Raw genomic sequence first — 21671 nt, 5'->3', positions numbered from 1 at the left:
CATGTCGCTTGCCTATGTCGGCCTGGGAAGCAATCTGGATAATCCTGTGGCCCAGGTTCGCCAGGCGCTTGGCGAGCTTGGCCGTCTACCGCTAAGCGACATGGTCAACGCCTCGTCACTGTATGCGACGCCGCCACTGGGGCCCCAGGATCAGCCCGATTTCATTAACGCCGTCGCCGCGCTTGAAACATCGCTGTCACCACTTGCGCTCCTTGACCAGCTGCAGGCACTGGAGCAACGTCATCGCCGCCAAAGGCGTCGTCACTGGGGGCCGCGCACGCTCGATTTAGACCTGCTGCTTTACGATCAGCTAGCGCTCGACAGCCCCCGCCTCAAGCTGCCCCATTTGCATATGCACGCACGCGCCTTTGTCCTTGTACCGCTTTACGAGCTAGCCCCAGGATTAAGCTTCCACCAGCGCCCGCTTGGCGACTGGCTGGCTGAACTCGATAGCGCGCCGATACATCGGCTAACGGATGCTGATGTAACGCCGACTGCTACCATCTGACACAAATCTCGACACCGAGGCCGCATTCAGGTAACAATTGCCGGTTACGCCACTCAGCGTCCGCCGCAAGGCGGCGTTAACACTGGCCGAACGCGGATGTCGCGTCGGCCTCACGTAGAAACATGAGAGCACGCCATGAAAACCGTCACCCTGAGCACGCTACAGGCGCACAAGCGCGCTGGCGAGACGTTCAGTTGTCTGACCGCTTATGATGCCTCCTTTGCCAACGCTGCCAGCCATGCAGGGATTGATGTGTTACTGGTGGGCGATTCGCTGGGCATGGTCCTACAGGGCCACAACAGCACCCTGCCGGTGACCATCGACGACATCTGTTACCACACCCGCTGTACAGCGCGTGGCAAAGGCCATAGCCTGCTGATGGTCGACCTGCCCTTCATGAGCAATGCGACCACCGAGCGCTTGCTGGAAGACTCAGCCGCCTTGATGCGCGCCGGTGCCGAGCTAGTCAAAGTGGAAGGGGAAGCCTGGATGGCCGACGGCATCCGCGAGCTGACTCGCCGTGGCGTCCCCGTCTGCGCGCACCTGGGATTGACCCCGCAGGCGGTCTATCAGCTTGGCGGCTACAAGGTACAAGGCCGTGAGACCGCTCAGGCAGAGCAGATCATCAACGATGCCAAAACCCTCGTTGAGGCGGGCGCATCGGTGATTTTGCTGGAGTGCGTGCCCGCAAGCCTGGGCAAGGCGGTGACGGAAGCGCTGGATGTGCCGGTGATCGGTATTGGCGCTGGGCCGGATACCGACGGCCAGATTCTGGTGATGCACGATGTTCTAGGCGTTACCCACGGCCGCACGCCGCGCTTTGTAAAAAACTTCATGGCTGACGCTGACAGCATTCAATCAGCGTTTCAGCACTATCATGAAGCGGTCAAAACACGAACCTTTCCCGCGCAAGAGCACTGCTTTTAGGCGGTGCATTTTAGTGCGACGCCTGTAACGACGATAATTCCCTTATGCGTACTTTACGAGACATCAACGACCTGCGCCACACGCTGCATGAGCAGCGTCTGCGTCATCATCGGATCGCCCTGGTACCCACCATGGGCAACCTTCACGCCGGGCACCTTGCCCTGGTCGCCAGTGCCCGACAGCACGCCGATGTGGTCGTCGCCAGCCTGTTCGTCAACCCGATGCAGTTTGGCCCCGACGAAGACCTGGACGCCTATCCGCGTACCTTCGAGGCGGACCAGGCACAGCTAACCGAGGCAGGCTGCGATATCCTGTTCAGCCCGACCGTCAGCGCTCTCTACCCTAATGGTTTAACCGCACAAACCCGTGTGCATGTACCCGAGATGGGGGAAGGACTGTGTGGCGGCTCCCGGCCTGGGCACTTTGACGGCGTTTCGACCGTGGTCAGCATGCTGTTTAACCTGGTGCAGCCAGATGTGGCTTTTTTTGGCCAAAAGGACTACCAGCAGCTTGCGGTGATTCGCAAGCTGGTCAGCGACCTGCACCTGCCCATTGAGATTATCGGCGTGCCCATTGTACGCGCCGAGGATGGCCTTGCGCTGTCTTCGCGTAACGGATACCTGAGCCAGCAGGAGCGGGCGATCGCCCCCACGCTCTATCGCACCCTGTGCGAGTTGCGCGATGCTTTAGAGCACGGCGAATCCGTTGAACAGGTACTACACCGGGGCCAAACGGCCCTGTATGATGCGGGTTTTACGCCAGACTACCTGGAGCTGCGTGACACCATGCTAGGCCCAGTGACCCCCTCGACGCGCCACGCCGTTCTGCTAGCCGCCGCCCAGCTCGGCCCTGCCCGACTTATTGACAACCTCAGCGTGAAGCTACCGGCTGCTTCCGACGCTAACCGCTGACACTTGCTTTTTATCTAGGAGTTTCCATGCATACGATTATGCTCAAAGCCAAGCTGCATATGGCACGCGTGACCCACGCGGTACTCAACTACGAAGGCTCCTGCGCCATCGACGGTGACCTGCTGGATATGGCGGGTATCCGCGAAAACGAACAGATCCAGATCTATAACGTGGAAAATGGCGAACGCTTCACCACCTACGCCATCCGCGGTGAAGAAGGCTCCCGCTTGATCTCGATCAACGGTGCCGCCGCCCATCTTGCCGCACCTGGCCATCGCATCATTATCTGCAGCTATGCGCATTACGCGGAAGCCGAGCTGGATAACCATCAGCCCGCGCTTGTGTATCTTCAGGAAGGCAACCACGTCAGCCACACCAGCAATGCAATCCCCGTCCAGCTTGCCTAGGTCAGGCTGACACAAAACGAGGATTCACGGGCCATACGTTGGCCCGTTTTCATTTGGGTCAAAAAGCGTATTGCCGCCAACCACACCCTTCCCCTATGCTGAGACAAGACCTATGCTGAGACAATAACGGTTACAACAACGCTAAACACAAACGCTGGCATTTTATCTCCGGCGTTACCTAGACCAGGAGTCTGTTATGCAAGAAGTAGTCATTGTGGCGGCACGCCGCACCGCTGTAGGCGCTTTTGGAGGATCTCTTGCCGGCATTCCGGCGAGTGACCTGGGCGCACTCGTCATCAAAGACATTCTTTCATCAACGGGCGTTGCCGCCGACCAGGTCGATGAAGTCCTGCTGGGCCAGGTGCTAACCGCCGGTGTCGGTCAAAACCCCGCCCGTCAAGCATCGATCAAGGCCGGCCTTCCCGAGGCCGTACCGGCCATGACGATCAACAAGGTCTGCGGCTCGGGCCTTAAAGCCCTGCATCTCGCCACTCAGGCCATTCGCTGTGGCGATGCCGAGCTGATTCTGGCCGGTGGTCAGGAAAACATGTCGGCCTCGCCCCACGTGCTGCCCAACTCGCGTAACGGCCAGCGTATGGGCGATTGGAAAGCGATTGACTCCATGGTGCACGACGGTCTGTGGGATGCCTTCAATAACTACCACATGGGTATTACCGCCGAGAACCTGGCCGAGAAATACGGCATTACCCGTGAAGAAATGGATGAATTCGCCGCCGCGTCGCAGCAGAAAGCCTCAGCCGCCATTAAAGAGGGCAGGTTCAAAAGCCAGATCGTGCCGGTGGAAGTTCCCCAGCGCAAAGGCGATCCATTGGTCTTTGATACCGATGAAAACCCACGCGAAGTCACCGCCGAGAAGCTCGGTGGCATGAAGCCCGCGTTCAAGAAAGACGGCACCGTGACCGCCGGTAACGCCTCGGCGCTCAACGACGGCGCCGCTGTGGTGATGATCTGCTCGGCTGAAAAGGCCAAACAGCTTGGCCTGGAGCCGCTGGCCCGCATTGCCGGCTACGCCAACGCCGGCGTCGATCCCGCCATCATGGGCATTGGTCCAGCACCGGCCACTCGCCGCTGCCTGGAAAAAGCCGGCTGGAGCCTCGACGACCTGGACCTGGTGGAAGCCAACGAAGCCTTTGCTGCCCAAGCGCTTTCGGTCAACAAAGAACTCGGTTGGGACACCAGCAAAGTCAACGTCAACGGCGGTGCAATCGCCCTGGGCCACCCCATCGGCGCCTCCGGCTGCCGCGTATTCGTCACGCTGCTCCACGAAATGATCGCCCGCGACGCCAAGAAAGGCCTCGCAACCCTGTGTATCGGCGGCGGCCAGGGGGTAGCGCTGGCGATTGAGCGAAGCTAGCGTAGACTGCCGAGGCGACTGACGCATCGCCTCTCATGCCCCCGCATAAACGGGGGCATTTTTTTGCCTGATCGCTGGCTCAACGATGCTTCTCTCCCACGACCCGCGACGGCGTTCGCCACACTAACAGTGTGCCCAGTAAAAACAGCCCCGAGGCGGCCCACATGGCGACCGGCAGGCTGGTGCCATCGACAATGCGGCCGCCCACCATGGCGCCAAAGCCAATGGACAAATTGAAGGTAAAGGCCATCAGCGCGGTGGCCGCTTCGGTATTGGGCGCCGTCCGCAAAATCCAGGTTTGAATGCTCACCGAGACACTACCAAATACCGCGCCCCATACCATGAGCAACATCACACCGCTGCTTGGCTGAACACCCAGCAACGGGAAGCTAGCGACGACAAGCAGCAACAGACTGGGAATCGCCAGCACCGCTCGGTAAGGATGACGCCCGGCGAACATGCCAGCCGCGATGTTACCCAGGATACCTGCCGCCCCATATAGCAACAGCAAGCTGCCCACATGACGCTGGGCAATACCGCTGATGTCCTGCAGCACAGGGCTGATAAAGGTATAGGCCGCAAAGTGCCCCACCACGACAAAGCCGGTGGTCAGCACCGCCACCCGCACCCCGCGATTGCTGAATTGCTGCGCCAGAATACGCAGGCGAACTGGCTCCCTCGGTGGTAACGGCGGCAACCACCACCACAACGCAATCGCTGTTAACAGGCTCAACCCGCCCAGCGATCCAAAAGCGACCCGCCAGCTACTGAATTCGCCCAGCAGGGTGCCTAGCGGCACCCCCAGCACCGACGCCGCCGCAACGCCGCCAAAAATCACCGTCATCGCTTTGGAAACCTGGGCCTCGGGCACCAGACGCGGAGCAATACTCCCAGCCACTGCCCAGAAACCGCCGATACTCAGCCCTACCAGCACGCGCGAGGCCAGCAGCCATACGAAGCTGCTGGCCAGTGACGTCAGCACGCTACCGACCACCATAACGCCCATCAACAGCGTTAGCATGATTCGGCGATCAAGACGCCCTACCGCAACTGGCAAAAGCGGCGCCGAAAAGGCCGCCACCACACCGGGTACCGTTACCATCAAGCCTGCCATACCTGGCGTAACGCCCATGGAAGACGCTACCTGGGATAGCAACCCAATCGGCAATTGCTCGGCGGTCACCAGCAGGAAGATTCCCATCATCACCGCGACCACCGCCCACCAGCGCGGTGCTTGTGGCTGTTCCATCGCTCACTCCTCCTCGCCTCCAAACAATACCGCCCCCGCAACGAGACGCTGCGAGGGCGGTAATGGCGACGCTGTCGCTGGGTTAGTCAGCGATTTCCGCGTCGGCAGCTTCGAAGGCCGCTTTCTCTTCTTCGGTGATCTCCTTGATCGAGAGCTTCACCCGGTTGCGGTTATCGATATCGAGGACTTTAACGAGCACGTCGTCACCTTCGTTCAGGAAGTCGCGGACATTGTTAACCCGCTCCTGAACAATTTGCGAGATATGCACCAGACCATCGGTACCCGGCATGATATTCACGAAAGCGCCGAAGTCGGCAATGCGCACCACTTTACCCATGTATAGCTTGCCGATTTCCGCTTCCGCAGTAATCGCCAGCACGGTGTCGATGGCTTTTTTCGCGGCAGCTTTATCTTCCGCGTAGATACGCACGGTGCCGTCGTCGTCCAGATCGACCGATGCGCCGGTATCTTCACAGATCTTACGAATCGTGGCGCCGCCCTTACCGATTACGTCACGGATCTTGTCCGGCGCGATTTTGATCGTCGCCATGGACGGGGCGTTTTCAGACACTTCGGTACGGCTCTGGGAGATCACGGCATTCATCTGCTCAAGAATACCCAGGCGTGCTTTCAGCGCCTGCTGCAGCGCCGTTTCCATGATCTCTTCGTTGATGCCTTCGATCTTGATGTCCATCTGAAGGGCGGTCACGCCCTCTTCTGAACCGGCAACTTTAAAGTCCATATCGCCAAGGTGGTCTTCGTCACCCAGGATATCGGTCAATACCGCAAAACCGTCTTCGTCTTTCACCAGACCCATGGCAATACCGGCCACCGGCGCCTTCAGCGGTACACCGGCATCCATCAGGGCCAGCGACGAACCACAGACAGAGGCCATCGAGCTTGAGCCGTTGGACTCGGTAATTTCCGACACCACACGAATGGTATAGGGAAACGCATCTTCAGCCGGCAGCATGGCCTGAACACCACGACGCGCCAAGCGGCCATGACCAATTTCGCGGCGTTTCGGCCCGCCAAAGAAGCCTGCTTCACCGACGCAGTACGGAGGAAAGTTGTAGTGCAGCATGAAGCGGTCTTTGCGTTCGCCTTCCAGCGACTCGATAAGCTGCGAATCGCGCAGCGTGCCCAAGGTCGCAATGGCGATGGCCTGAGTTTCGCCGCGGGCAAAGACAGCAGAGCCGTGGGTTTTGGGCAGGGTACCGACCTCAATATCCAGCGGCCGCACCGTGTCATTGTCGCGACCGTCGATGCGCGGCTCGCCTTTGACGACGCGAGAGCGAACGACACGTTTTTCAAGGCCCGCAAACGCGCCTTTAACGTCATCCTTGCTGAACTTGCCGTCTGTCTCTTCGCCTTCGGCAGCCACAAACTGGGCAACCGCTTCGTCTTTCAAGGCTGACAGGGCGTCCTGACGCGCCATTTTATCGGTAATCCGATAGGCTTCGCCGACTTTGGCTTCGAAGGCGTCCGCCATGGCCGCTTTCAGCGTCATGTTCTCTTCGGGGGGCTGCCAATCCCAGCGCGGCTTACCGGCTTCGGCGACCAGCTCATTGATCGCGCTGATCGCGACCTGCATTTCCTGGTGGCCAAACAGCACGGCACCCAGCATTTCGTCTTCCAGCAGCTCTTTGGCTTCGGACTCGACCATCAGCACGGCTTGTTGCGTACCCGCGACGACCATATCCAGTTCTGAGCTGGCAAGCTCTTCAACGGTGGGGTTCAGGAAGTAGCCCTGCTCTTCGTTGAAGCCGACCCGGGCACAGCCAATCGGGCCGCTAAACGGCACACCTGAAATCGACAGCGCCGCTGAGGTACCGATCATGGCCGCGACATCCGGATCGTGATTGCGATCGGTGGAGAGAACGGTACAGATCACTTGCACTTCATTCATGAACCCCTTGGGGAACAGCGGACGGATCGGGCGGTCGATCAGGCGCGAAGTGAGCGTCTCTTTCTCGGTTGGGCGTCCTTCGCGTTTAAAGAAGCCGCCAGGAATCTTGCCTACCGCGTAGGTCTTCTCCTGGTAATGAACCGCGAGGGGGAAGAAGGGTTGGTTGGGGTTTGCTTCTTTCTTTGCAACAACCGTACACAGCACCACGGTGTCATCCATGGTGACCATCACGGCGCCAGTGGCCTGACGAGCAATGCGCCCAGTTTCTAGCGTGACGGTGCTACGACCGTATTGGAACGTTTTTTTTACCGGATTCACGGCGACTTCCTTTAACATTAATAGCTACTTGTCTTTTCGTTTGGGTCGTTTGGACTCGCCACCATTCTAGGCGTTGCCGCGCAATAGGGCTACCACAAACAAAAAAACGGGCAGCCCCTGGGGAGCTGCCCGTTTCTCGACCTTCGCCAACAATAACTTAGCGGCGGATGCCCAAGCTCTGAATCAGAGACTGATAGCGCTCGAAATCTTTACGCTTCAGGTAATCCAGCAGCTTACGACGCTGGTTTACCATGCGGATCAGACCACGACGCGAGTGGTGATCCTGCTTGTTGGTTTTGAAGTGGTCCTGCAGGCCGTTGATGTTGGCGCTCAGCAGGGCAACCTGCACTTCAGGTGATCCGGTGTCGTTCTCGCCGCGGCCGTATTCGTTGACGATTTCGGCCTTCTTTTCAGCGGTTAATGCCATCTGTCTCTCCAGTAAGCAATATGCCTAACAATGAATGGGTGAGACCACGCATATTTGCAGTCTCAAGCTACTATTCTTCACGTACAATTTTCGCGCAAATCGCCGCACTGATGCAACGCTTTACGAGATAGCGACCGTACTTAACAGCCGCTTGGGTGCCACTTCCTGGCCTTCTTTTACAACGCCAAGCCCAATGAACGACTCAGCGTAATAAAGTCTTGCCAACGCCTCGGGTGGCAGCGATTGACCAGACACCACATTGGCCGACTGACCATGAGCCAAGCGCCCATAAGCCGGTTCATCCAATGTAAGCGATGGCAAATGATCTACCAGCACGTCAACCGGCATCAGTTCGGCTTCGCGCGCCGCTTGGTCGGCTAACGCCTCAAGCGCTTCCAGCGTCCACATGGCATCGCCATTGAAAGGGCCGGTCTTGAGCCTTCTCAACTGGCTGATGTGGCCACCACAGCCCAGAGCCTTACCAATGTCTTCAGCCAGGGTACGGATGTAGGTCCCTTTGCTGCAGCTGACTTCCAGTTCGAAGGCCGTGCCTTCAAATGACAGCAGGCGCGCATCATACACGCTTACCCGCCGCGCTGCACGCTCAACCTGCTTGCCTTCGCGGGCCAGCTCGTAGAGTTTTTTACCTTCGTGCTTCAGCGCCGAGTACATCGGCGGCACCTGATCGATCTCACCACGAAAGCCGGATAACGCCGCCTCAATATCGTCGGCCGTCAGGCTTGGCACAGCATGCTGTTCAATGACCGCGCCTTCTGCATCCCCCGTGTCAGTGATCGTCCCCAGTTCTACCCGGGTGCGATACACCTTGTCGGCTTCCAACAGGTGCGACGAGAACTTGGTGGCCTCACCCAGGCAGATGGGCAGCAAGCCCGTCGCCATAGGATCCAGGGTGCCGGTGTGGCCGGCTTTTTGCGCCTCGAAAAGACGCCGAACCCGTTGCAGGGCATGGTTGCTGGAAAGCCCTTTCGGTTTATCCAGCAAGACAATACCGTTCACCGGCAGACCCCGACGGCGACGCGCCATTAACGCGTCTCCCCGCCTGACTCATCCGCGCTTTCATCATCCTGTTCCTGACGGGCACGGTCGGTTGAAACCGCTTCGTCAATCAGCGACGACAGCTGTTGGCCACGCACCACGCTCTCATCGAAATGAAAACGCAATTCGGGTACGTGGCGCAGTTTAATGCGCTTGGCAATCTGGCTTCTCAAGAAACCTGCCGCCCGTTTCAGCACCTGCAGGTTTTCCTTGATACGCTCGGGATCCTGCTCACCCAACAGGGTGACGTAGATATCGGCATAACCCAGATCGCGGCTCACGGTGACACCGCTGACCGTAACCATGCCGAGGCGCGGGTCTTTCACTTCGCGCTGGATCAACACCGCCAGCTCCTTCTGGAGCTGGTCGGCTACCCGGTCGGTACGCTTGAATTCGCGCATGCTTGCTCCTCAGCCCTACAGGCTGCGCTCGACCTTCACCTGGTCAAAGACTTCGATCTTGTCGCCGACCTGGACATCGGTGTAGTTCTTCACGCCGATGCCGCATTCAACGCCGTTACGCACTTCCTGTACGTCGTCTTTATAGCGGCGCAGCGATTCGAGCTCACCTTCGTAGATGACCACGTCTTCACGCAGCACGCGAATCTTCTTGTTACGATGCACGCTGCCTTCAACCACCATACAGCCCGCGATCGCACCAATCTTCGGCGCACGGAATACGTCGCGAACTTCAGCCACACCGACGATTTCTTCTTTCCACTCCGGCGCGAGCATACCGCTCATGGCCTGCTTGACCTCGTCGATCAGCTGGTAGATGACGCTGTAGTAGCGCAGATCCAGGCCTTCACGTTCGATGATCTCACGGGCAGCGGCGTCAGCACGGACGTTGAAGCCGACAACGATGGCCTCAGACGCTAGCGCCAGGTTGGCATCGGTACCGGTGATACCGCCAACGCCGGAAGAAACAACCGCCACCTCGACTTCGCTGGTCGAGAGCTCTTCCAACGCCCCTTTGATCGCTTCCAGCGAGCCCTGTACGTCGGCTTTCAGCACGATGTTGACCTTGGCCACTTCGTCTTGGCCCATCTGGCTGAACATGTTCTCCAGCTTGGCCTTCTGCTGACGCGCCAGACGGACTTCGCGGTATTTGCCCTGACGGAAGTTGGCCACTTCACGGGCTTTCTTCTCGTCCGCCACGACCATGAAATCGTCACCGGCATCCGGCGTACCGTCCAGGCCCTGGATCTCAACCGGCATGGCCGGGCCAACTTCATCGACCTGCTGGGCCAGTTCGTTGGTCAGGGCACGTACGCGACCGTAGTGCAGGCCGGCAAGCACGATATCACCTTTCTTGAGCGTTCCGTTCTGCACCAGCACGGTAGCGACCGGGCCACGGCCTTTATCGAGGCGCGACTCGACCACAACGCCTTTACCCGGTGCTTCAGGTACGGCTTTAAGCTCCAGCACTTCAGACACCAGCTGGATCGCTTCCAGCAGCTCTTCGATGCCTTCACCCGTGTGGGCTGATACATGCACAAACTGCGTGTCGCCGCCCCACTCTTCAGAGATGACGCCATGCTGAGACAGTTCGTTTTTAATACGATCAAGGTCGATACCGTCTTTATCGATCTTGTTGACCGCCACCACCATGGGCACGTCGGCCGCCTTGGAGTGCTCGATCGCCTCGATGGTTTGCGGCATCACGCCATCATCTGCGGCCACCACCAGGATGACCACGTCAGTTGCCTGGGCACCGCGGGCACGCATGGCGGTAAACGCCGCGTGGCCTGGCGTATCCAGGAAGGTAACACCGCCGTGGTCGTCTTCCACGTGGTAAGCACCGATGTGCTGGGTAATACCACCCGCTTCGCCGGTAGCCACTTTGGCACGACGGATATAGTCCAGAAGCGATGTCTTACCGTGGTCGACGTGACCCATCACGGTCACGACCGGCGAACGGGTGATCTCGTCGCCTTCATAGGAGATGCCTTCGAGCATTTCCGTTTCCAGCGCGTCATCCTTCACCAGCTTGACCTTGTGGCCCATCTCCTCGACGACGATGGCCGCCGTGTCCTGATCGATGGTCTGGTTGATGGTGACCGCCGCGCCCATGTTGAACATCGCCTTGATGACTTCATTGGCTTTGATCGACATCTTGTCGGCCAGATCCGCCACGCTGATGGACTCGGGAATCGAGACTTCGCGCACGATTGGCTGGGTCGGCTTCTGGAAGCCATGCTTGCCATTACCACCGCTTGCACCACCACCACGACGACCGCCGCGACGTTCGGCACGTTTGGCTTTCTTGCCGCCAGCGCCGCGCTTGCGCTCTTCGCGATCACCGCGATCTTCCTCGTCATCACGACGGCCTTTCTTCTTGGCCGCTGATTTCTTGGGCGGTGCTGTCCGGCGATCGGTGCGGCCTTCTTTCGGCGGCGCCGGCGGCATTTCTTCAGGTGCCGGGGTATCGTCGACTTGCAGCTCGGGCACTTGAGCGTCAGATGCCTTCTGCGCTTCGACCTGGGCCGCTTGCTCGGCTTCTTTACGCGTCGCTTCTTCAGCCGCCTTGGCTTTTTCTGCAGCGGCCTTTTCTTCGGCTTCACGCGCATCGCGTGCCTTGCTTTCAGCTTCGGCTTCCGCCATGTCGCCGACTAGCTGACGCGGCCCAGTATGCTTGGGCTCGGGCGCTTTCGGCTTATCCTCTTCTTCAGAGCGCTTGACGTACGTCTTCTTCTTGCGCACCTGAACTTCGATCGTCTTACCACGCTCACCGGTTTTGATCCGGCTGCGCGTTTTACGCGTCAGCGTGATGCGACCTTTACCGCTTTCGCTTTCATCGCCACCGTGGCTTTTCTTCAGAAAATTAAGCAAGGTGCGCTTATCTTCTTCCGATACCGCATCGGTTTCCGAAGCGTGCTGCAAGCCCGCCTCTTTCATCTGCTCTAGCAGGCGGGGCACATCACGGCCCACCTTTACTGCAAAATCTTTAACTGTCATATCTGACATATTGACCCTCCTCAGCCCGTGACCTGTTTACTGTGTGTTCGAATCCGACGCGTCATCGTCTTCAAACCAGGGCGCACGGGCAGTCATGATCAGTGCCGCTGCGCGCGCTTCGTCCAACTCCTCGATATCGACCAGATCGTCAACAGACTGCTCGGCGAGATCTTCCATGGTGACAATGCCGCGGCTGGCAAAAATGAAGGCCAGGTGGCGCTCCATACCGTCCATTGTCAGCAGATCGTCTGCTGGCTGGGCACCGTCTAGCGCTTCTTCCGAGGCAATGGCCATCGTCAGCAGCTCGTCTTTCGCTCGTGCACGCAACTCTTCAACCAGATCCTCGTCGAACTCTTCGATTTCGAGCATCTCTTCAAGCGGCACGTAGGCGACTTCTTCAAGGGTAGTGAACCCTTCTTCCACTAACAGGCGGGCAACATCTTCATCGACCTGGAGATGGCTGACGAAAGAATCTACCAGACTATCAATTTCCTGGTCGCGCTTGGCTTCTGCTTCATCTTCGGTCATGACATTAATGCGCCATCCGGTAAGATCAGAGGCCAAACGCACGTTCTGACCGCTGCGGCCAATGGCCTGGGCCAGATTATCCTGGGCAACGGCGACGTCCATCGCATGAGCATCTTCGTCAACAAGGATAGACGCCACGTCAGCGGGTGCCATGGCGTTAATCACCAATTGTGCTGGATTGTCATCCCACAGCACGATATCGACACGCTCGTTTTGCAGTTCGGTCGATACCGCCTGAACGCGAGAGCCGCGCATACCGACACAGGCACCGACCGGATCAATGCGCCGATCGTTGGTTTTAACGGCAATTTTGGCACGTGAACCCGGGTCCCTTGCCGCCCCCTTGATTTCGATCAGCTGCTCGGCAATTTCCGGCACTTCAATCTTGAACAGCTCGATAATCAGCTCGGGGCAGGTACGCGATAGCTGTAACTGGGCACCGCGGGCGTCTGGATCCACCTTGACCAGCAGCGCGCGGACGCGCTCGTTCATGCGGTAGCGCTCACCGTGGATCATTTCGTTGCGCGGCAGAAACGCTTCCGCGTTGTCGCCCAAGTCAATGATCAAGCCGTCGCGCGTGGTCTTTTTGACAATACCAGCGACCAGTTCACCTTCACGATCCGTGTATTGGCGCACGACTTCAGCACGCTCGGCCTCGCGCACTTTTTGCACGATGACCTGCTTGGCCGTTTGTGCGGCAATGCGACCAAACACGGCGTTTTCGATTTTCTGCTCGACGACATCGCCAAGCGCCAGCGGCGGATCGCGCTGTTCAGCGATGGTCTGCTTAATTTCGTAATCTGGCGTTTCGAATTCGTCGTCTTCAACGACCGTCCAGTAGCGAAACGTCTCGTAATCGCCCGTGCGACGGTCAATATGTACCCGCACGCTGGCTTCTTCTTTGTCAAAACGCTTGCGTGACGCGCTCGCAAGAGCAGATTCCACCGCTTCAAAAATAACGTCGCGGGGAACACCTTTTTCGTTGGAGATCGCGTCAACGACCATTAATATTTCTTTACTCATGCGTTTGCCTCGCCAGAAAACCTGTCCTTATGTGCATCGTGCCAGCTGCCTGCCGGCCACCACGCCACCTGGTTAATCGTCGTACTGCGGTACAATGTGCGCAGAATCAATGCCTTCAATCGGAAAACAATATTCTTCGCCATCCATCTGTAGCAGTATTTCGTCGCCCTCGACACCTGCCAGCAATCCTTGAAACTTGCGCCGACCGTCAAAAGGGGCGCGCAGTTTTAATGCGACATGATGGCCTTGAAAACGGGAAAAATGATCCAGGGTATACAGCGGGCGTGCCATGCCCGGCGAAGACACTTCGAGTCGATACTCCCCCGGAATAGGATCTTCGACGTCCAATATCGCACTGACTTGACGACTTATATCGGCGCAGTCTTCAACATTGACGCCGCTTTCGCGTTCGATATAAATCACCAACCGCGAATGCTTACCCTGCGAAAGATGGTCGATGCCCCATAGCTCAAAGCCCATGGCAGCAACAACAGGTTCTATCAGCGCGTGCAGCGCCGCATGTTTTGTGGCCACAGACAGTGCTCCTATAGCCGTTGCATCAGGCACCTGGCCAGGAGACATATGAAAAGCTAGGTGGCTGATTGGCGTTACCCGGAAATGTGCCTCCGGCAAGCCGATGGGCATCCGCCCTTGAGACACGCTTGTTAACGAAAAGCTGCTAACAAAAAGCCCCTTCACAGGAAGGGGCTTTTCGAAAGAAACCTGTTACACCAACATGACGGTAAGCATTGGGAAAACCCCTTAATGATAGCGTCGCCTATTAAGACATGGAACGCTCACACATGCTTGCTTATCGCCAGAAAGTGGTAGCGGGGACCGGATTTGAACCGATGACCTTCGGGTTATGAGCCCGACGAGCTACCAGACTGCTCCACCCCGCATCAATCTAGGTCGCAGATAATAGACGCTTAAGCTTATTTCGTCAAGCTGTCTTTTACCCTTACACGCTCCAACCAAGTAGCGTTTATTACGTCTGGGGAGCTGGTAAACCAGCGCAACAGATGGTGCCGAAGGCGGGACTTGAACCCGCACGACCGTAAGGTCACTACCCCCTCAAGATAGCGTGTCTACCAATTCCACCACTTCGGCATCAGGGGAGGCTCGAGAAAGCAAGATCAATCAGTTACTCGCTGCTTTCCTCTAGCACTGGCGCGGCATTATCCGCACTTTCGTCACCTTCGTCAAGCATTGGTGCATTTTGCTGTTGCTCGATCAGGTTTGCATCGGGAATACCCGCTTCTGGTGCTTGCCCTGCCTGGGTGGCAAAGTAGGCCAACGCCATCGACGTGACGAAAAAGCCTGCGGCAAGGATAGCCGTGAAACGGGACAGAAAATTACCGCTGCCGCGTGAACCAAATACCGTTTGCGACGCACCGCCACCAAAGGCGGCACCTGCTTCGGCACCTTTACCCTGCTGAAGCAGGATGAGCACAACCAGGGCGATCGCAATCACCACGTGGACCATAAGAATTGCAACTTGCATGGCGTTATCCTGCTGACTGACAAATGGCGTGAAAATCGTCGGTTTTGAGCGAAGCGCCGCCCACCAAACCGCCGTCGATATCCGGCTGAGCAAGCAGCTCAGCCGCATTATTTGCGTTCATACTGCCGCCGTACAACAGCTTGAGTTGCTCGGCAAGTACCGTGTCGAACGAGGCCTGGTAAGACCGAATACCGACCATGACCTCTTGAGCTTGCTCAGGCGTTGCTGTGCGCCCTGTGCCAATCGCCCAAACCGGCTCATAGGCGATGACCACCTCGACACGCTGGGCGGATTCCAAGCGAGACATTACGTAGCCTACCTGGCGCAGCACGACATCCATGGTGCGACCCGCATCGCGTTCTTCCAGGGTTTCTCCGACACAGAGAATCGGCGTAAGCCCTGACACCAGGGCCGCCATCAGACGGTCAAATACCTGCTCGTCATTTTCCCGATAAAGCTGCCGTCGCTCTGAATGGCCAACCAGTACGTAAGCGACATCAAACTCTTGAAGCATACTGCCACTGACTTCGCCGGTATGAGCGCCTGAGTGCTGAGGATTGAGCGTCTGCGCACCCAGTTTTAACGACGTATTTTTGAAGGCCTGCCGAGCCGTTTCCAGATAGGGGAAAGGCGGAATCACGACCACATCAACGCTGGCAGGCAATTTGGCGGCTGCAAACGCATCGCCAAACGCTTTAACCAGGGCCGTCGAACCGTTCATTTTCCAGTTACCGGCAATTAATGGCCTACGCATGGAGTCTCCTCACACTCAAGGTGGAGCGAAATGGTATAGGAGCGGACTTGTCAAGACAACCGCTGTTGTCAGCAGACGCTATTTAAGCAGCGCTTGCACCTGTTCGGCCAACCGATTTGCCAGCTTGTCGACATCCAGATGCGCGCGACCCTCCACCATGACACGAATCAGTGGTTCAGTACCTGAGGCCCTGAGCAAGACACGACCTTCATCGCCCAACTCATTTTCGAGAGCAGCAACTGCCTTCTTAAGCGGCTCTGAGGCCATCACGTCCTTGGCATTCGTCCCCGCAGGCAATCTGACGTTCACCAGCACCTGCGGGACTTTTTCCAACCCTCTTAACAAGGCGGGGAGCGGCTGCTGTTCACGCATCATCAGCGCCAACACCTGCAGCGCAGAGACGATGCCGTCTCCCGTAGTCTGAACATGGCTGCACAGGATATGGCCCGACGATTCGCCACCCAACTCCCACTGATTGGCCGCCATTCGCTCCATCACGAAACGGTCGCCGACGTTGGCGCGCTCAAACGGAATACCCATTTTCTCGAGCGCCATCGCCAGGCCAAAGTTACTCATGAGCGTCCCCACCACACCGCCATCCAGCAAACCACGTGCGTGACGGTCTCGGGCAATCAGGTAAAGAATATCGTCACCGTCGACTTCACGACCATCGGAGTCGACCAGTAATACACGGTCGCCGTCGCCGTCAAAGGCAATTCCCAGGTCGGCGCCTTGCTGGATTACCGCCGCGCGCAGCGCTGCCGGGTGCGTCGAGCCAACGTCCTGGTTGATATTCAGTCCATCCGGTGTGCCACCAATGACGCTGACCTCTGCCCCCAATTCACGAAACACACTCGGCGCGATGTGGTAGGTGGCACCATGAGCGCAGTCGAGAACAATGGTCAAGCCATGCAGACTAAGGCGATCTGGCAGGGTTGACTTGCAGAATTCAATATAGCGACCCGCCGCATCGTCAATCCGCATGGCCTTGCCCAGTTGCGCGGCCCCTGCGGTGGTTAACGGCGTGTCGAGCATGGTCTCGATACGGTCTTCGATGGCATCCGGCAGTTTTTTGCCCTCTGCCGAAAAAAACTTGATGCCATTGTCATCAAAAGGGTTGTGCGAAGCCGAGATTACAATGCCGGCATCGGCCCGAAAGGTGCGCGTTAAATAGGCAATACCGGGGGTCGGCATGGGCCCCAGTAGCGCCACGTCGGCCCCCGCTGCGGACAGCCCTGATTCAAGCGCAGACTCGAACATGTAACCCGAGATACGCGTGTCCTTGCCGATCAACACCCGGGTGCGACCTTTCTCTCGGCGTAATACCTGACCCGCCGCCCAACCCAGCTTGAGCATGAAGTCGGCGGTAATCGGTGACTGGCCGACCGTCCCGCGAATACCGTCCGTGCCAAAATAGCGTCTTGTCATGCGTTACTCTCCTTGGTGGTAGAGGCCTCACAGCCTTCCTGACACACAGCCCACGCCATATTGACGGCGTCGACCGTCGGCCCCACATCATGGACGCGAATGATACTCGCCCCGCGCTCAACCGCCATGGCCGCTAGCGCAAGTCCGCCTGGTAGCCGTTCGTCTATAGGCCGGCCCAACACTTTACCGATCATGCTTTTGCGCGACATGCCAGCGAGTACCGGCAGGCCCAGCGTCTGAAGGGCATCCATGCGATTCAGCAAACGTAAATTGTGCTCAACCGTTTTACCAAAGCCAAAGCCTGGATCCACGAGCAGGCGATGACGGCGCAAACCTGCGGCTTCGCACTCGGCGACCCGGGCCGCCAGATAGTCGACCACCACTTCTTCGATGGGTTTAGCATAGGCAGGCGCCTGCTGCATATCCTGCGGCTCGCCCTGGCGGTGCATCAAGCACACCGGCAACCCGCTACCCATGGCGGCCGCCAAGGCCCCATCCTTCTCAAGTGCCCGCACGTCGTTGATCATGCCCGCCCCTAGCGTACTCGCCTCGTGCATCACGGCGGGGCAACTGGTATCCACCGAAACAAGCGCATCCAGCTCGCGGACCAGTGCTTCTACGACCGGCGCAACACGGTCAAGCTCCTCCTGCTCACCGACGGGCGAAGCGCCAGGGCGGGTCGATTCACCGCCCACATCAATCATGGCGGCACCTTCCGCCAGCATTTGCTCGGCGCGGCGCAACGCATCGTCCAATGCCACGTGCTGGCCACCGTCAGAAAATGAATCCGGTGTGACGTTCAAAACGCCCATAACACGAGGAAAAGAAAGGTCAAGTAGATGCCGACCACAACGCAATTGCGCAGGAAGCTGCGCCGGTGGAGCCGACGGGGTGGGACGTGCCGTAGAAGTCATGCTGTCGCCTGGTCGAAAAAATATATCGGTATTATAGATGCACAGCATAACAAAAAGGCGTCCCGTTTGGGGACGCCTTAATGTTAGCGCAACGGCCGGACTTGAGACTAAGGACCGGCAGGGCCACCTAGCGGGTCGGAGGGCCGACGGCTAGGCTCTTCGTCGTCTGAATCACCATCGCCGCCCGGCTCGTCACCGTTACGCGTGTCGCTGGGCGACGCGCTGGGCTGATCGCTTGATGCGGGCGTTCCACCACCGGGTGAATCGCCATCATTCCAGCCTTCCGGCGGACGCGGGTCGCGACCGTCCATAATATCTTTCAACTGGTCAGCATCTATGGTTTCAAACTTCATCAGCGCTTCCGCCATCGCGTCGAGTTTATCGCGATTGTCGGTCAGAATCTGGCGCGCCTCCTCGTAGCAATCATCGATAATCTTGCGAACTTCCTTATCGAGCCGCGTGGTGGTTTCACCAGACTTCATCTTGGAACCGCCCTGACCAGGACCGCCGAGGAACTGGTGAGACTCGTCCTCGTCGTACATGATCGGGCCCATTTCATCCGACAGCCCCCACTTGGCGACCATGTTATGGGCGAGTTCAGTGGCGCGCTTGATGTCATTGGACGCACCGGTGGTGACACCGTTAGGCCCAAGTGTCATCTCTTCGGCAATACGACCACCGAAAAGCGAGCAGATCTGGCTCAGGATTTGCTGACGCGACAGACTGTAACGATCTTCTTCAGGCAGGAACATGGTGACACCCAATGCCCGCCCCCGAGGAATGATCGTTACCTTATAAACCGGGTCGTGGCCCGGCGCGACTAAGCCGATAATCGCGTGACCCGACTCATGGTAAGCCGTATTCAGCTTTTCCTTGTCGGTCATGACCATGGATTTGCGCTCAGCGCCCATCATGATCTTGTCCTTGGCCAGGTCGAGCTCTTCCATGCTGACCAACCGCTTGTTACGACGGGCAGCAAAGAGGGCAGCTTCATTGACCAGGTTGGCCAGATCGGCACCCGAAAAGCCGGGTGTACCGCGTGCAATCAGTTGCGGTTTGACATCGTCAGCCAGCGGCACTTTGCGCAGGTGCACACCGAGAATGTGCTCACGACCCCGGATGTCGGGCAAGGCAACGGTCACCTGACGGTCAAAGCGTCCCGGACGCAGCAATGCGGGATCAAGCACGTCAGGACGGTTGGTCGCCGCAATCACGATGACACCTTCGTTAGCCTCGAAGCCGTCCATCTCGACCAGCAGCTGGTTCAGGGTCTGTTCACGCTCGTCGTTACCGCCACCCATGCCGGCACCGCGTGAGCGACCGACCGCATCAATCTCATCAATGAAGATAATGCACGGCGCCTGCTTCTTGGCCTGCTCGAACATATCGCGAACGCGCGACGCACCGACACCGACAAACATTTCCACGAAGTCAGAGCCGGAGATGGAGAAGAACGGTACTTTAGCTTCGCCGGCAATCGATTTCGCCAGCAGCGTTTTACCGGTGCCCGGTGGCCCCACCATCAGAACACCACGCGGAATGGTACCGCCCAGACGCTGGAACTTGGTCGGGTCGCGCAGGAAGTCGACAAGCTCTTCAACTTCTTCCTTGGCTTCATCGCAACCGGCAACGTCCGAGAACGTCGTCTTGACCTGGTCGTGGGAGAGCAGCTTGGCTTTGGACTTACCAAAGCTCATCGGGCCACCTTTACCCCCGCCGGCACCGCCCTGCATCTGGCGCATGAAAAACATGAAAATGGCCAGGATCAGCAGAATCGGGAAGCTGGCAATCAGTAGACGCGTCCAGATGCTTTGCTGCTCCGGCTCTTTACCAATAACCGTCACATCGTTGCTCAGCAAGTCATCCATCAGCTTGGGATCTTCTGCCGCAGGACGAATTGTCTGAAACTGTGACCCATCTGTCCGCTCACCAGTGATGGTGTAGCCATCAATGGTAACGTTGCGCACTTCCTGGTCCTGCACCTGCTCAACGAACTGGGTGTAGTTCATTGTCTGGGGTGCGCTCTCGGTACTGAAATTATTGAACACTGTCAGTAGAACGGCCGCGATGACCAACCACAGAATCAGGTTCTTTGCCATATCGTTCAAGGGGCTACCCTCATTACAAGAATCCGTCAGTTAAACCTACTAATGAGACCTTACACTAGCCTCAAGGGTTCAACCATTGCCAAGGCGTCTAATGCCTTGGGCCATCTGTGCCACGCTCGCCTTTGAGGCCTAATGTGACACACTTTGCAACTGTCTGTCTGGCTATCGCGGTGATAAATCCTATCGATAGGCCTAGCGCTGATCATGTCCCCGAAACCCCTCCGCCAGCAGATAGACTTCACGGGACCGCGCCCGAGAAGCACCGGGTTTGCGCGTCACCACCCGCTTGAAGCTTTCGCGAAGCTCTTTTAAATAACTGTCAAAGCCTTCGCCCTGGAAGACCTTTACCAGCAACTGCCCCCCTGGAGAGAGCGTTTCACGCGCCAGTTCAAGCGCCAGCTCCACCAGATACATGGCTTGAGGCTGGTCAATCGCCGCCATGCCACTCATATTGGGGGCCATATCCGACATCACAAGGTCTACCGGACGATTTTCCAACTGCTCAAGAATCGCATTGAGTACCGAATCCTCGGTAAAGTCCCCCTGAACAAAGGACACATCGGCCAGCCCATCCATGTCGAGAATATCGGAGGCGATGACCATGCCCTGCGGGCCTACTTTTTCGGCGGCGATTTGACTCCACCCCCCTGGCGCAGCGCCAAGGTCAATGACGGTCATCCCAGGCCGCAACAGCTTATCCTTTTCGTCGATCTCAAGCAGTTTATAGCTCGCCCGCGAGCGATAGCCATCCTGCCAACTCTGTTTGACGTAAGGATCGTCAAAATGCTCTTTCATCCAGCTTGCGCTGGTTTTACTTGATGGCCGCTTACGGCCTGAAGGCGTTTGCTGCATGAAAAAAATCTAACACTGGAAGAGGCGATGGCACGCTTTTACACCATGTCTTTCACTCGGTGGCGTTTCACCGTAAGATGGAACGTTAAGCGCAAACTGGGATACCGCAAGATACCATGAGCTTGTCACAGGCACAAAAGAAAGCATTCCGCAGCATTGGTCACCACTTGAATCCGGTCGTCACCGTTTCAGAAAACGGCGTCTCCGATAATTTACTGGCTGAACTCGACCGTGCGCTCAACGACCACGAACTGATCAAGGTAAAACTGGCATTGCCGGAACGCGATGAGCGCGCCGCTATGCTCGAGGAACTGATCAACCACAGCCAATCAGAACCGGTTCAGACCATTGGCAAAATGGCGCTGCTTTATCGCCGCAATCCGCAAGTGAACCCCAAGCTTTCGAACATCAAACGCTTCGAAAATCACCACGGTCGTCACTAACACCTCGCGCGAGCTAGAAGCTACCGCCAGTATGACTCATCCGCTGTCATACGAAACACCCCCGCAGCCATGG

The 21671-nt window shown here is 57.7% G+C and carries 20 protein-coding genes and 2 tRNA genes; 6 read left to right on the top strand and 16 right to left on the bottom strand.

Annotated elements, in window-relative coordinates:
* The first annotated feature begins 1 nt into the window (after position 1).
* The 5 genes from folK (at position 2) to HXW73_RS01525 (ending at position 4128) form a co-directional block, all read left to right on the top strand.
* Positions 2-508: a 2-amino-4-hydroxy-6-hydroxymethyldihydropteridine diphosphokinase gene (gene folK / locus HXW73_RS01545; RefSeq protein WP_186254586.1), complete on the top strand. Its 507-nt coding sequence runs from the start codon at positions 2-4 to the stop codon at positions 506-508.
* Between the two features lie 135 nt (positions 509-643).
* A complete protein-coding gene (panB, locus tag HXW73_RS01540; protein ID WP_186254585.1) occupies positions 644-1435 on the top strand; it encodes a 3-methyl-2-oxobutanoate hydroxymethyltransferase in 792 nt (263 codons plus the stop codon).
* A 44-nt stretch (positions 1436-1479) separates the two neighbouring features.
* The gene (gene panC / locus HXW73_RS01535) at positions 1480-2346 is read left to right on the top strand and encodes a pantoate--beta-alanine ligase (protein WP_186254584.1); all 867 of its coding nucleotides are present in this window, start codon (positions 1480-1482) and stop codon (positions 2344-2346) included.
* Positions 2347-2372: 26 nt separating this feature from the next.
* Positions 2373-2753, top strand: coding sequence for an aspartate 1-decarboxylase (panD, locus tag HXW73_RS01530; RefSeq protein ID WP_186254583.1), 381 nt, complete (start codon positions 2373-2375; stop codon positions 2751-2753).
* Between the two features lie 196 nt (positions 2754-2949).
* Entirely contained in the window at positions 2950-4128 is a 1179-nt protein-coding gene (locus HXW73_RS01525) for an acetyl-CoA C-acetyltransferase (RefSeq protein WP_186254582.1), read from the top strand.
* 79 nt (positions 4129-4207) lie between these two features.
* Here the strand turns inward: HXW73_RS01525 and HXW73_RS01520 are convergent, their stop codons facing one another.
* The 16 genes from HXW73_RS01520 to rlmE all read right to left on the bottom strand — a co-directional run bounded on the left by HXW73_RS01520 (position 4208) and on the right by rlmE (position 21155).
* On the bottom strand, positions 4208-5377 hold the full coding sequence (locus HXW73_RS01520) for an MFS transporter (RefSeq protein WP_186254581.1): 1170 nt from the start codon (positions 5375-5377) through the stop codon (positions 4208-4210).
* Positions 5378-5459: 82 nt separating this feature from the next.
* On the bottom strand, positions 5460-7622 hold the full coding sequence (gene pnp / locus HXW73_RS01515; protein WP_186254580.1) for a polyribonucleotide nucleotidyltransferase: 2163 nt from the start codon (positions 7620-7622) through the stop codon (positions 5460-5462).
* Positions 7623-7761: 139 nt separating this feature from the next.
* A complete protein-coding gene (rpsO, locus tag HXW73_RS01510; RefSeq protein ID WP_066316110.1) occupies positions 7762-8031 on the bottom strand; it encodes a 30S ribosomal protein S15 in 270 nt (89 codons plus the stop codon).
* Positions 8032-8151: 120 nt separating this feature from the next.
* The gene (gene truB / locus HXW73_RS01505) at positions 8152-9075 is read right to left on the bottom strand and encodes a tRNA pseudouridine(55) synthase TruB (RefSeq protein ID WP_186254579.1); all 924 of its coding nucleotides are present in this window, start codon (positions 9073-9075) and stop codon (positions 8152-8154) included.
* Positions 9075-9488 carry a 30S ribosome-binding factor RbfA gene (gene rbfA / locus HXW73_RS01500; protein ID WP_186254578.1) on the bottom strand — a complete coding sequence of 138 codons (414 nt, stop codon included), beginning with the start codon at positions 9486-9488 and terminating at the stop codon, positions 9075-9077. The genes truB and rbfA overlap by 1 nt, the downstream gene beginning before the upstream one ends.
* Before the next feature lie 15 nt (positions 9489-9503).
* Entirely contained in the window at positions 9504-12053 is a 2550-nt protein-coding gene (gene infB / locus HXW73_RS01495) for a translation initiation factor IF-2 (protein WP_186254577.1), read from the bottom strand.
* A gap of 27 nt (positions 12054-12080) precedes the next feature.
* Complete coding sequence (gene nusA, locus HXW73_RS01490) at positions 12081-13595, bottom strand: transcription termination factor NusA (protein ID WP_186254576.1); 1515 nt, start codon at positions 13593-13595, stop codon at positions 12081-12083.
* 72 nt (positions 13596-13667) lie between these two features.
* A complete protein-coding gene (gene rimP / locus HXW73_RS01485; protein ID WP_186254575.1) occupies positions 13668-14129 on the bottom strand; it encodes a ribosome maturation factor RimP in 462 nt (153 codons plus the stop codon).
* A gap of 291 nt (positions 14130-14420) precedes the next feature.
* Positions 14421-14497 (bottom strand) — tRNA-Met (locus tag HXW73_RS01480).
* Between the two features lie 121 nt (positions 14498-14618).
* Positions 14619-14705: transfer RNA gene (locus HXW73_RS01475), tRNA-Leu, on the bottom strand.
* Between the two features lie 34 nt (positions 14706-14739).
* A complete protein-coding gene (secG, locus tag HXW73_RS01470; RefSeq protein ID WP_186254574.1) occupies positions 14740-15099 on the bottom strand; it encodes a preprotein translocase subunit SecG in 360 nt (119 codons plus the stop codon).
* 4 nt (positions 15100-15103) lie between these two features.
* Positions 15104-15853: a triose-phosphate isomerase gene (tpiA, locus tag HXW73_RS01465; RefSeq protein ID WP_186254573.1), complete on the bottom strand. Its 750-nt coding sequence runs from the start codon at positions 15851-15853 to the stop codon at positions 15104-15106.
* A gap of 78 nt (positions 15854-15931) precedes the next feature.
* Positions 15932-17281, bottom strand: coding sequence for a phosphoglucosamine mutase (glmM, locus tag HXW73_RS01460; RefSeq protein ID WP_186254572.1), 1350 nt, complete (start codon positions 17279-17281; stop codon positions 15932-15934).
* Complete coding sequence (gene folP / locus HXW73_RS01455) at positions 17278-18195, bottom strand: dihydropteroate synthase (RefSeq protein ID WP_446718991.1); 918 nt, start codon at positions 18193-18195, stop codon at positions 17278-17280. The genes glmM and folP overlap by 4 nt, the downstream gene beginning before the upstream one ends.
* 107 nt (positions 18196-18302) lie before the next feature.
* Complete coding sequence (gene ftsH, locus HXW73_RS01450) at positions 18303-20303, bottom strand: ATP-dependent zinc metalloprotease FtsH (protein ID WP_186254571.1); 2001 nt, start codon at positions 20301-20303, stop codon at positions 18303-18305.
* Between the two features lie 192 nt (positions 20304-20495).
* Positions 20496-21155, bottom strand: a complete 660-nt coding sequence (gene rlmE, locus HXW73_RS01445) for a 23S rRNA (uridine(2552)-2'-O)-methyltransferase RlmE (protein ID WP_186254570.1) — start codon at positions 21153-21155, stop codon at positions 20496-20498.
* Positions 21156-21271: 116 nt separating this feature from the next.
* On the opposite strand from rlmE, the gene yhbY reads away from it, so the two are divergent.
* On the top strand, positions 21272-21598 hold the full coding sequence (yhbY, locus tag HXW73_RS01440) for a ribosome assembly RNA-binding protein YhbY (RefSeq protein WP_085920154.1): 327 nt from the start codon (positions 21272-21274) through the stop codon (positions 21596-21598).
* Positions 21599-21671 lie beyond the last annotated feature (73 nt).

This window comes from Halomonas sp. SH5A2 (genome assembly GCF_014263395.1).
Lineage (GTDB): Bacteria > Pseudomonadota > Gammaproteobacteria > Pseudomonadales > Halomonadaceae > Vreelandella.
Note: the sequence above shows the minus strand (reverse complement) of the source record. Positions and strands in the feature narration are given on the sequence as shown.

Coding starts and splice junctions, on each gene's coding strand:
- folK (WP_186254586.1), top strand. CDS start 2: ATGTCGCTTGCCTATGTCGGCCTGGGAAGCAATCTGGATAATCCTGTG.
- panB (WP_186254585.1), top strand. CDS start 644: ATGAAAACCGTCACCCTGAGCACGCTACAGGCGCACAAGCGCGCTGGC.
- panC (WP_186254584.1), top strand. CDS start 1,480: ATGCGTACTTTACGAGACATCAACGACCTGCGCCACACGCTGCATGAG.
- panD (WP_186254583.1), top strand. CDS start 2,373: ATGCATACGATTATGCTCAAAGCCAAGCTGCATATGGCACGCGTGACC.
- HXW73_RS01525 (WP_186254582.1), top strand. CDS start 2,950: ATGCAAGAAGTAGTCATTGTGGCGGCACGCCGCACCGCTGTAGGCGCT.
- HXW73_RS01520 (WP_186254581.1), bottom strand. CDS start 5,377: ATGGAACAGCCACAAGCACCGCGCTGGTGGGCGGTGGTCGCGGTGATG.
- pnp (WP_186254580.1), bottom strand. CDS start 7,622: ATGTTAAAGGAAGTCGCCGTGAATCCGGTAAAAAAAACGTTCCAATAC.
- rpsO (WP_066316110.1), bottom strand. CDS start 8,031: ATGGCATTAACCGCTGAAAAGAAGGCCGAAATCGTCAACGAATACGGC.
- truB (WP_186254579.1), bottom strand. CDS start 9,075: ATGGCGCGTCGCCGTCGGGGTCTGCCGGTGAACGGTATTGTCTTGCTG.
- rbfA (WP_186254578.1), bottom strand. CDS start 9,488: ATGCGCGAATTCAAGCGTACCGACCGGGTAGCCGACCAGCTCCAGAAG.
- infB (WP_186254577.1), bottom strand. CDS start 12,053: ATGTCAGATATGACAGTTAAAGATTTTGCAGTAAAGGTGGGCCGTGAT.
- nusA (WP_186254576.1), bottom strand. CDS start 13,595: ATGAGTAAAGAAATATTAATGGTCGTTGACGCGATCTCCAACGAAAAA.
- secG (WP_186254574.1), bottom strand. CDS start 15,099: ATGCAAGTTGCAATTCTTATGGTCCACGTGGTGATTGCGATCGCCCTG.
- tpiA (WP_186254573.1), bottom strand. CDS start 15,853: ATGCGTAGGCCATTAATTGCCGGTAACTGGAAAATGAACGGTTCGACG.
- glmM (WP_186254572.1), bottom strand. CDS start 17,281: ATGACAAGACGCTATTTTGGCACGGACGGTATTCGCGGGACGGTCGGC.
- folP (WP_446718991.1), bottom strand. CDS start 18,195: ATGACTTCTACGGCACGTCCCACCCCGTCGGCTCCACCGGCGCAGCTT.
- rlmE (WP_186254570.1), bottom strand. CDS start 21,155: ATGCAGCAAACGCCTTCAGGCCGTAAGCGGCCATCAAGTAAAACCAGC.
- yhbY (WP_085920154.1), top strand. CDS start 21,272: ATGAGCTTGTCACAGGCACAAAAGAAAGCATTCCGCAGCATTGGTCAC.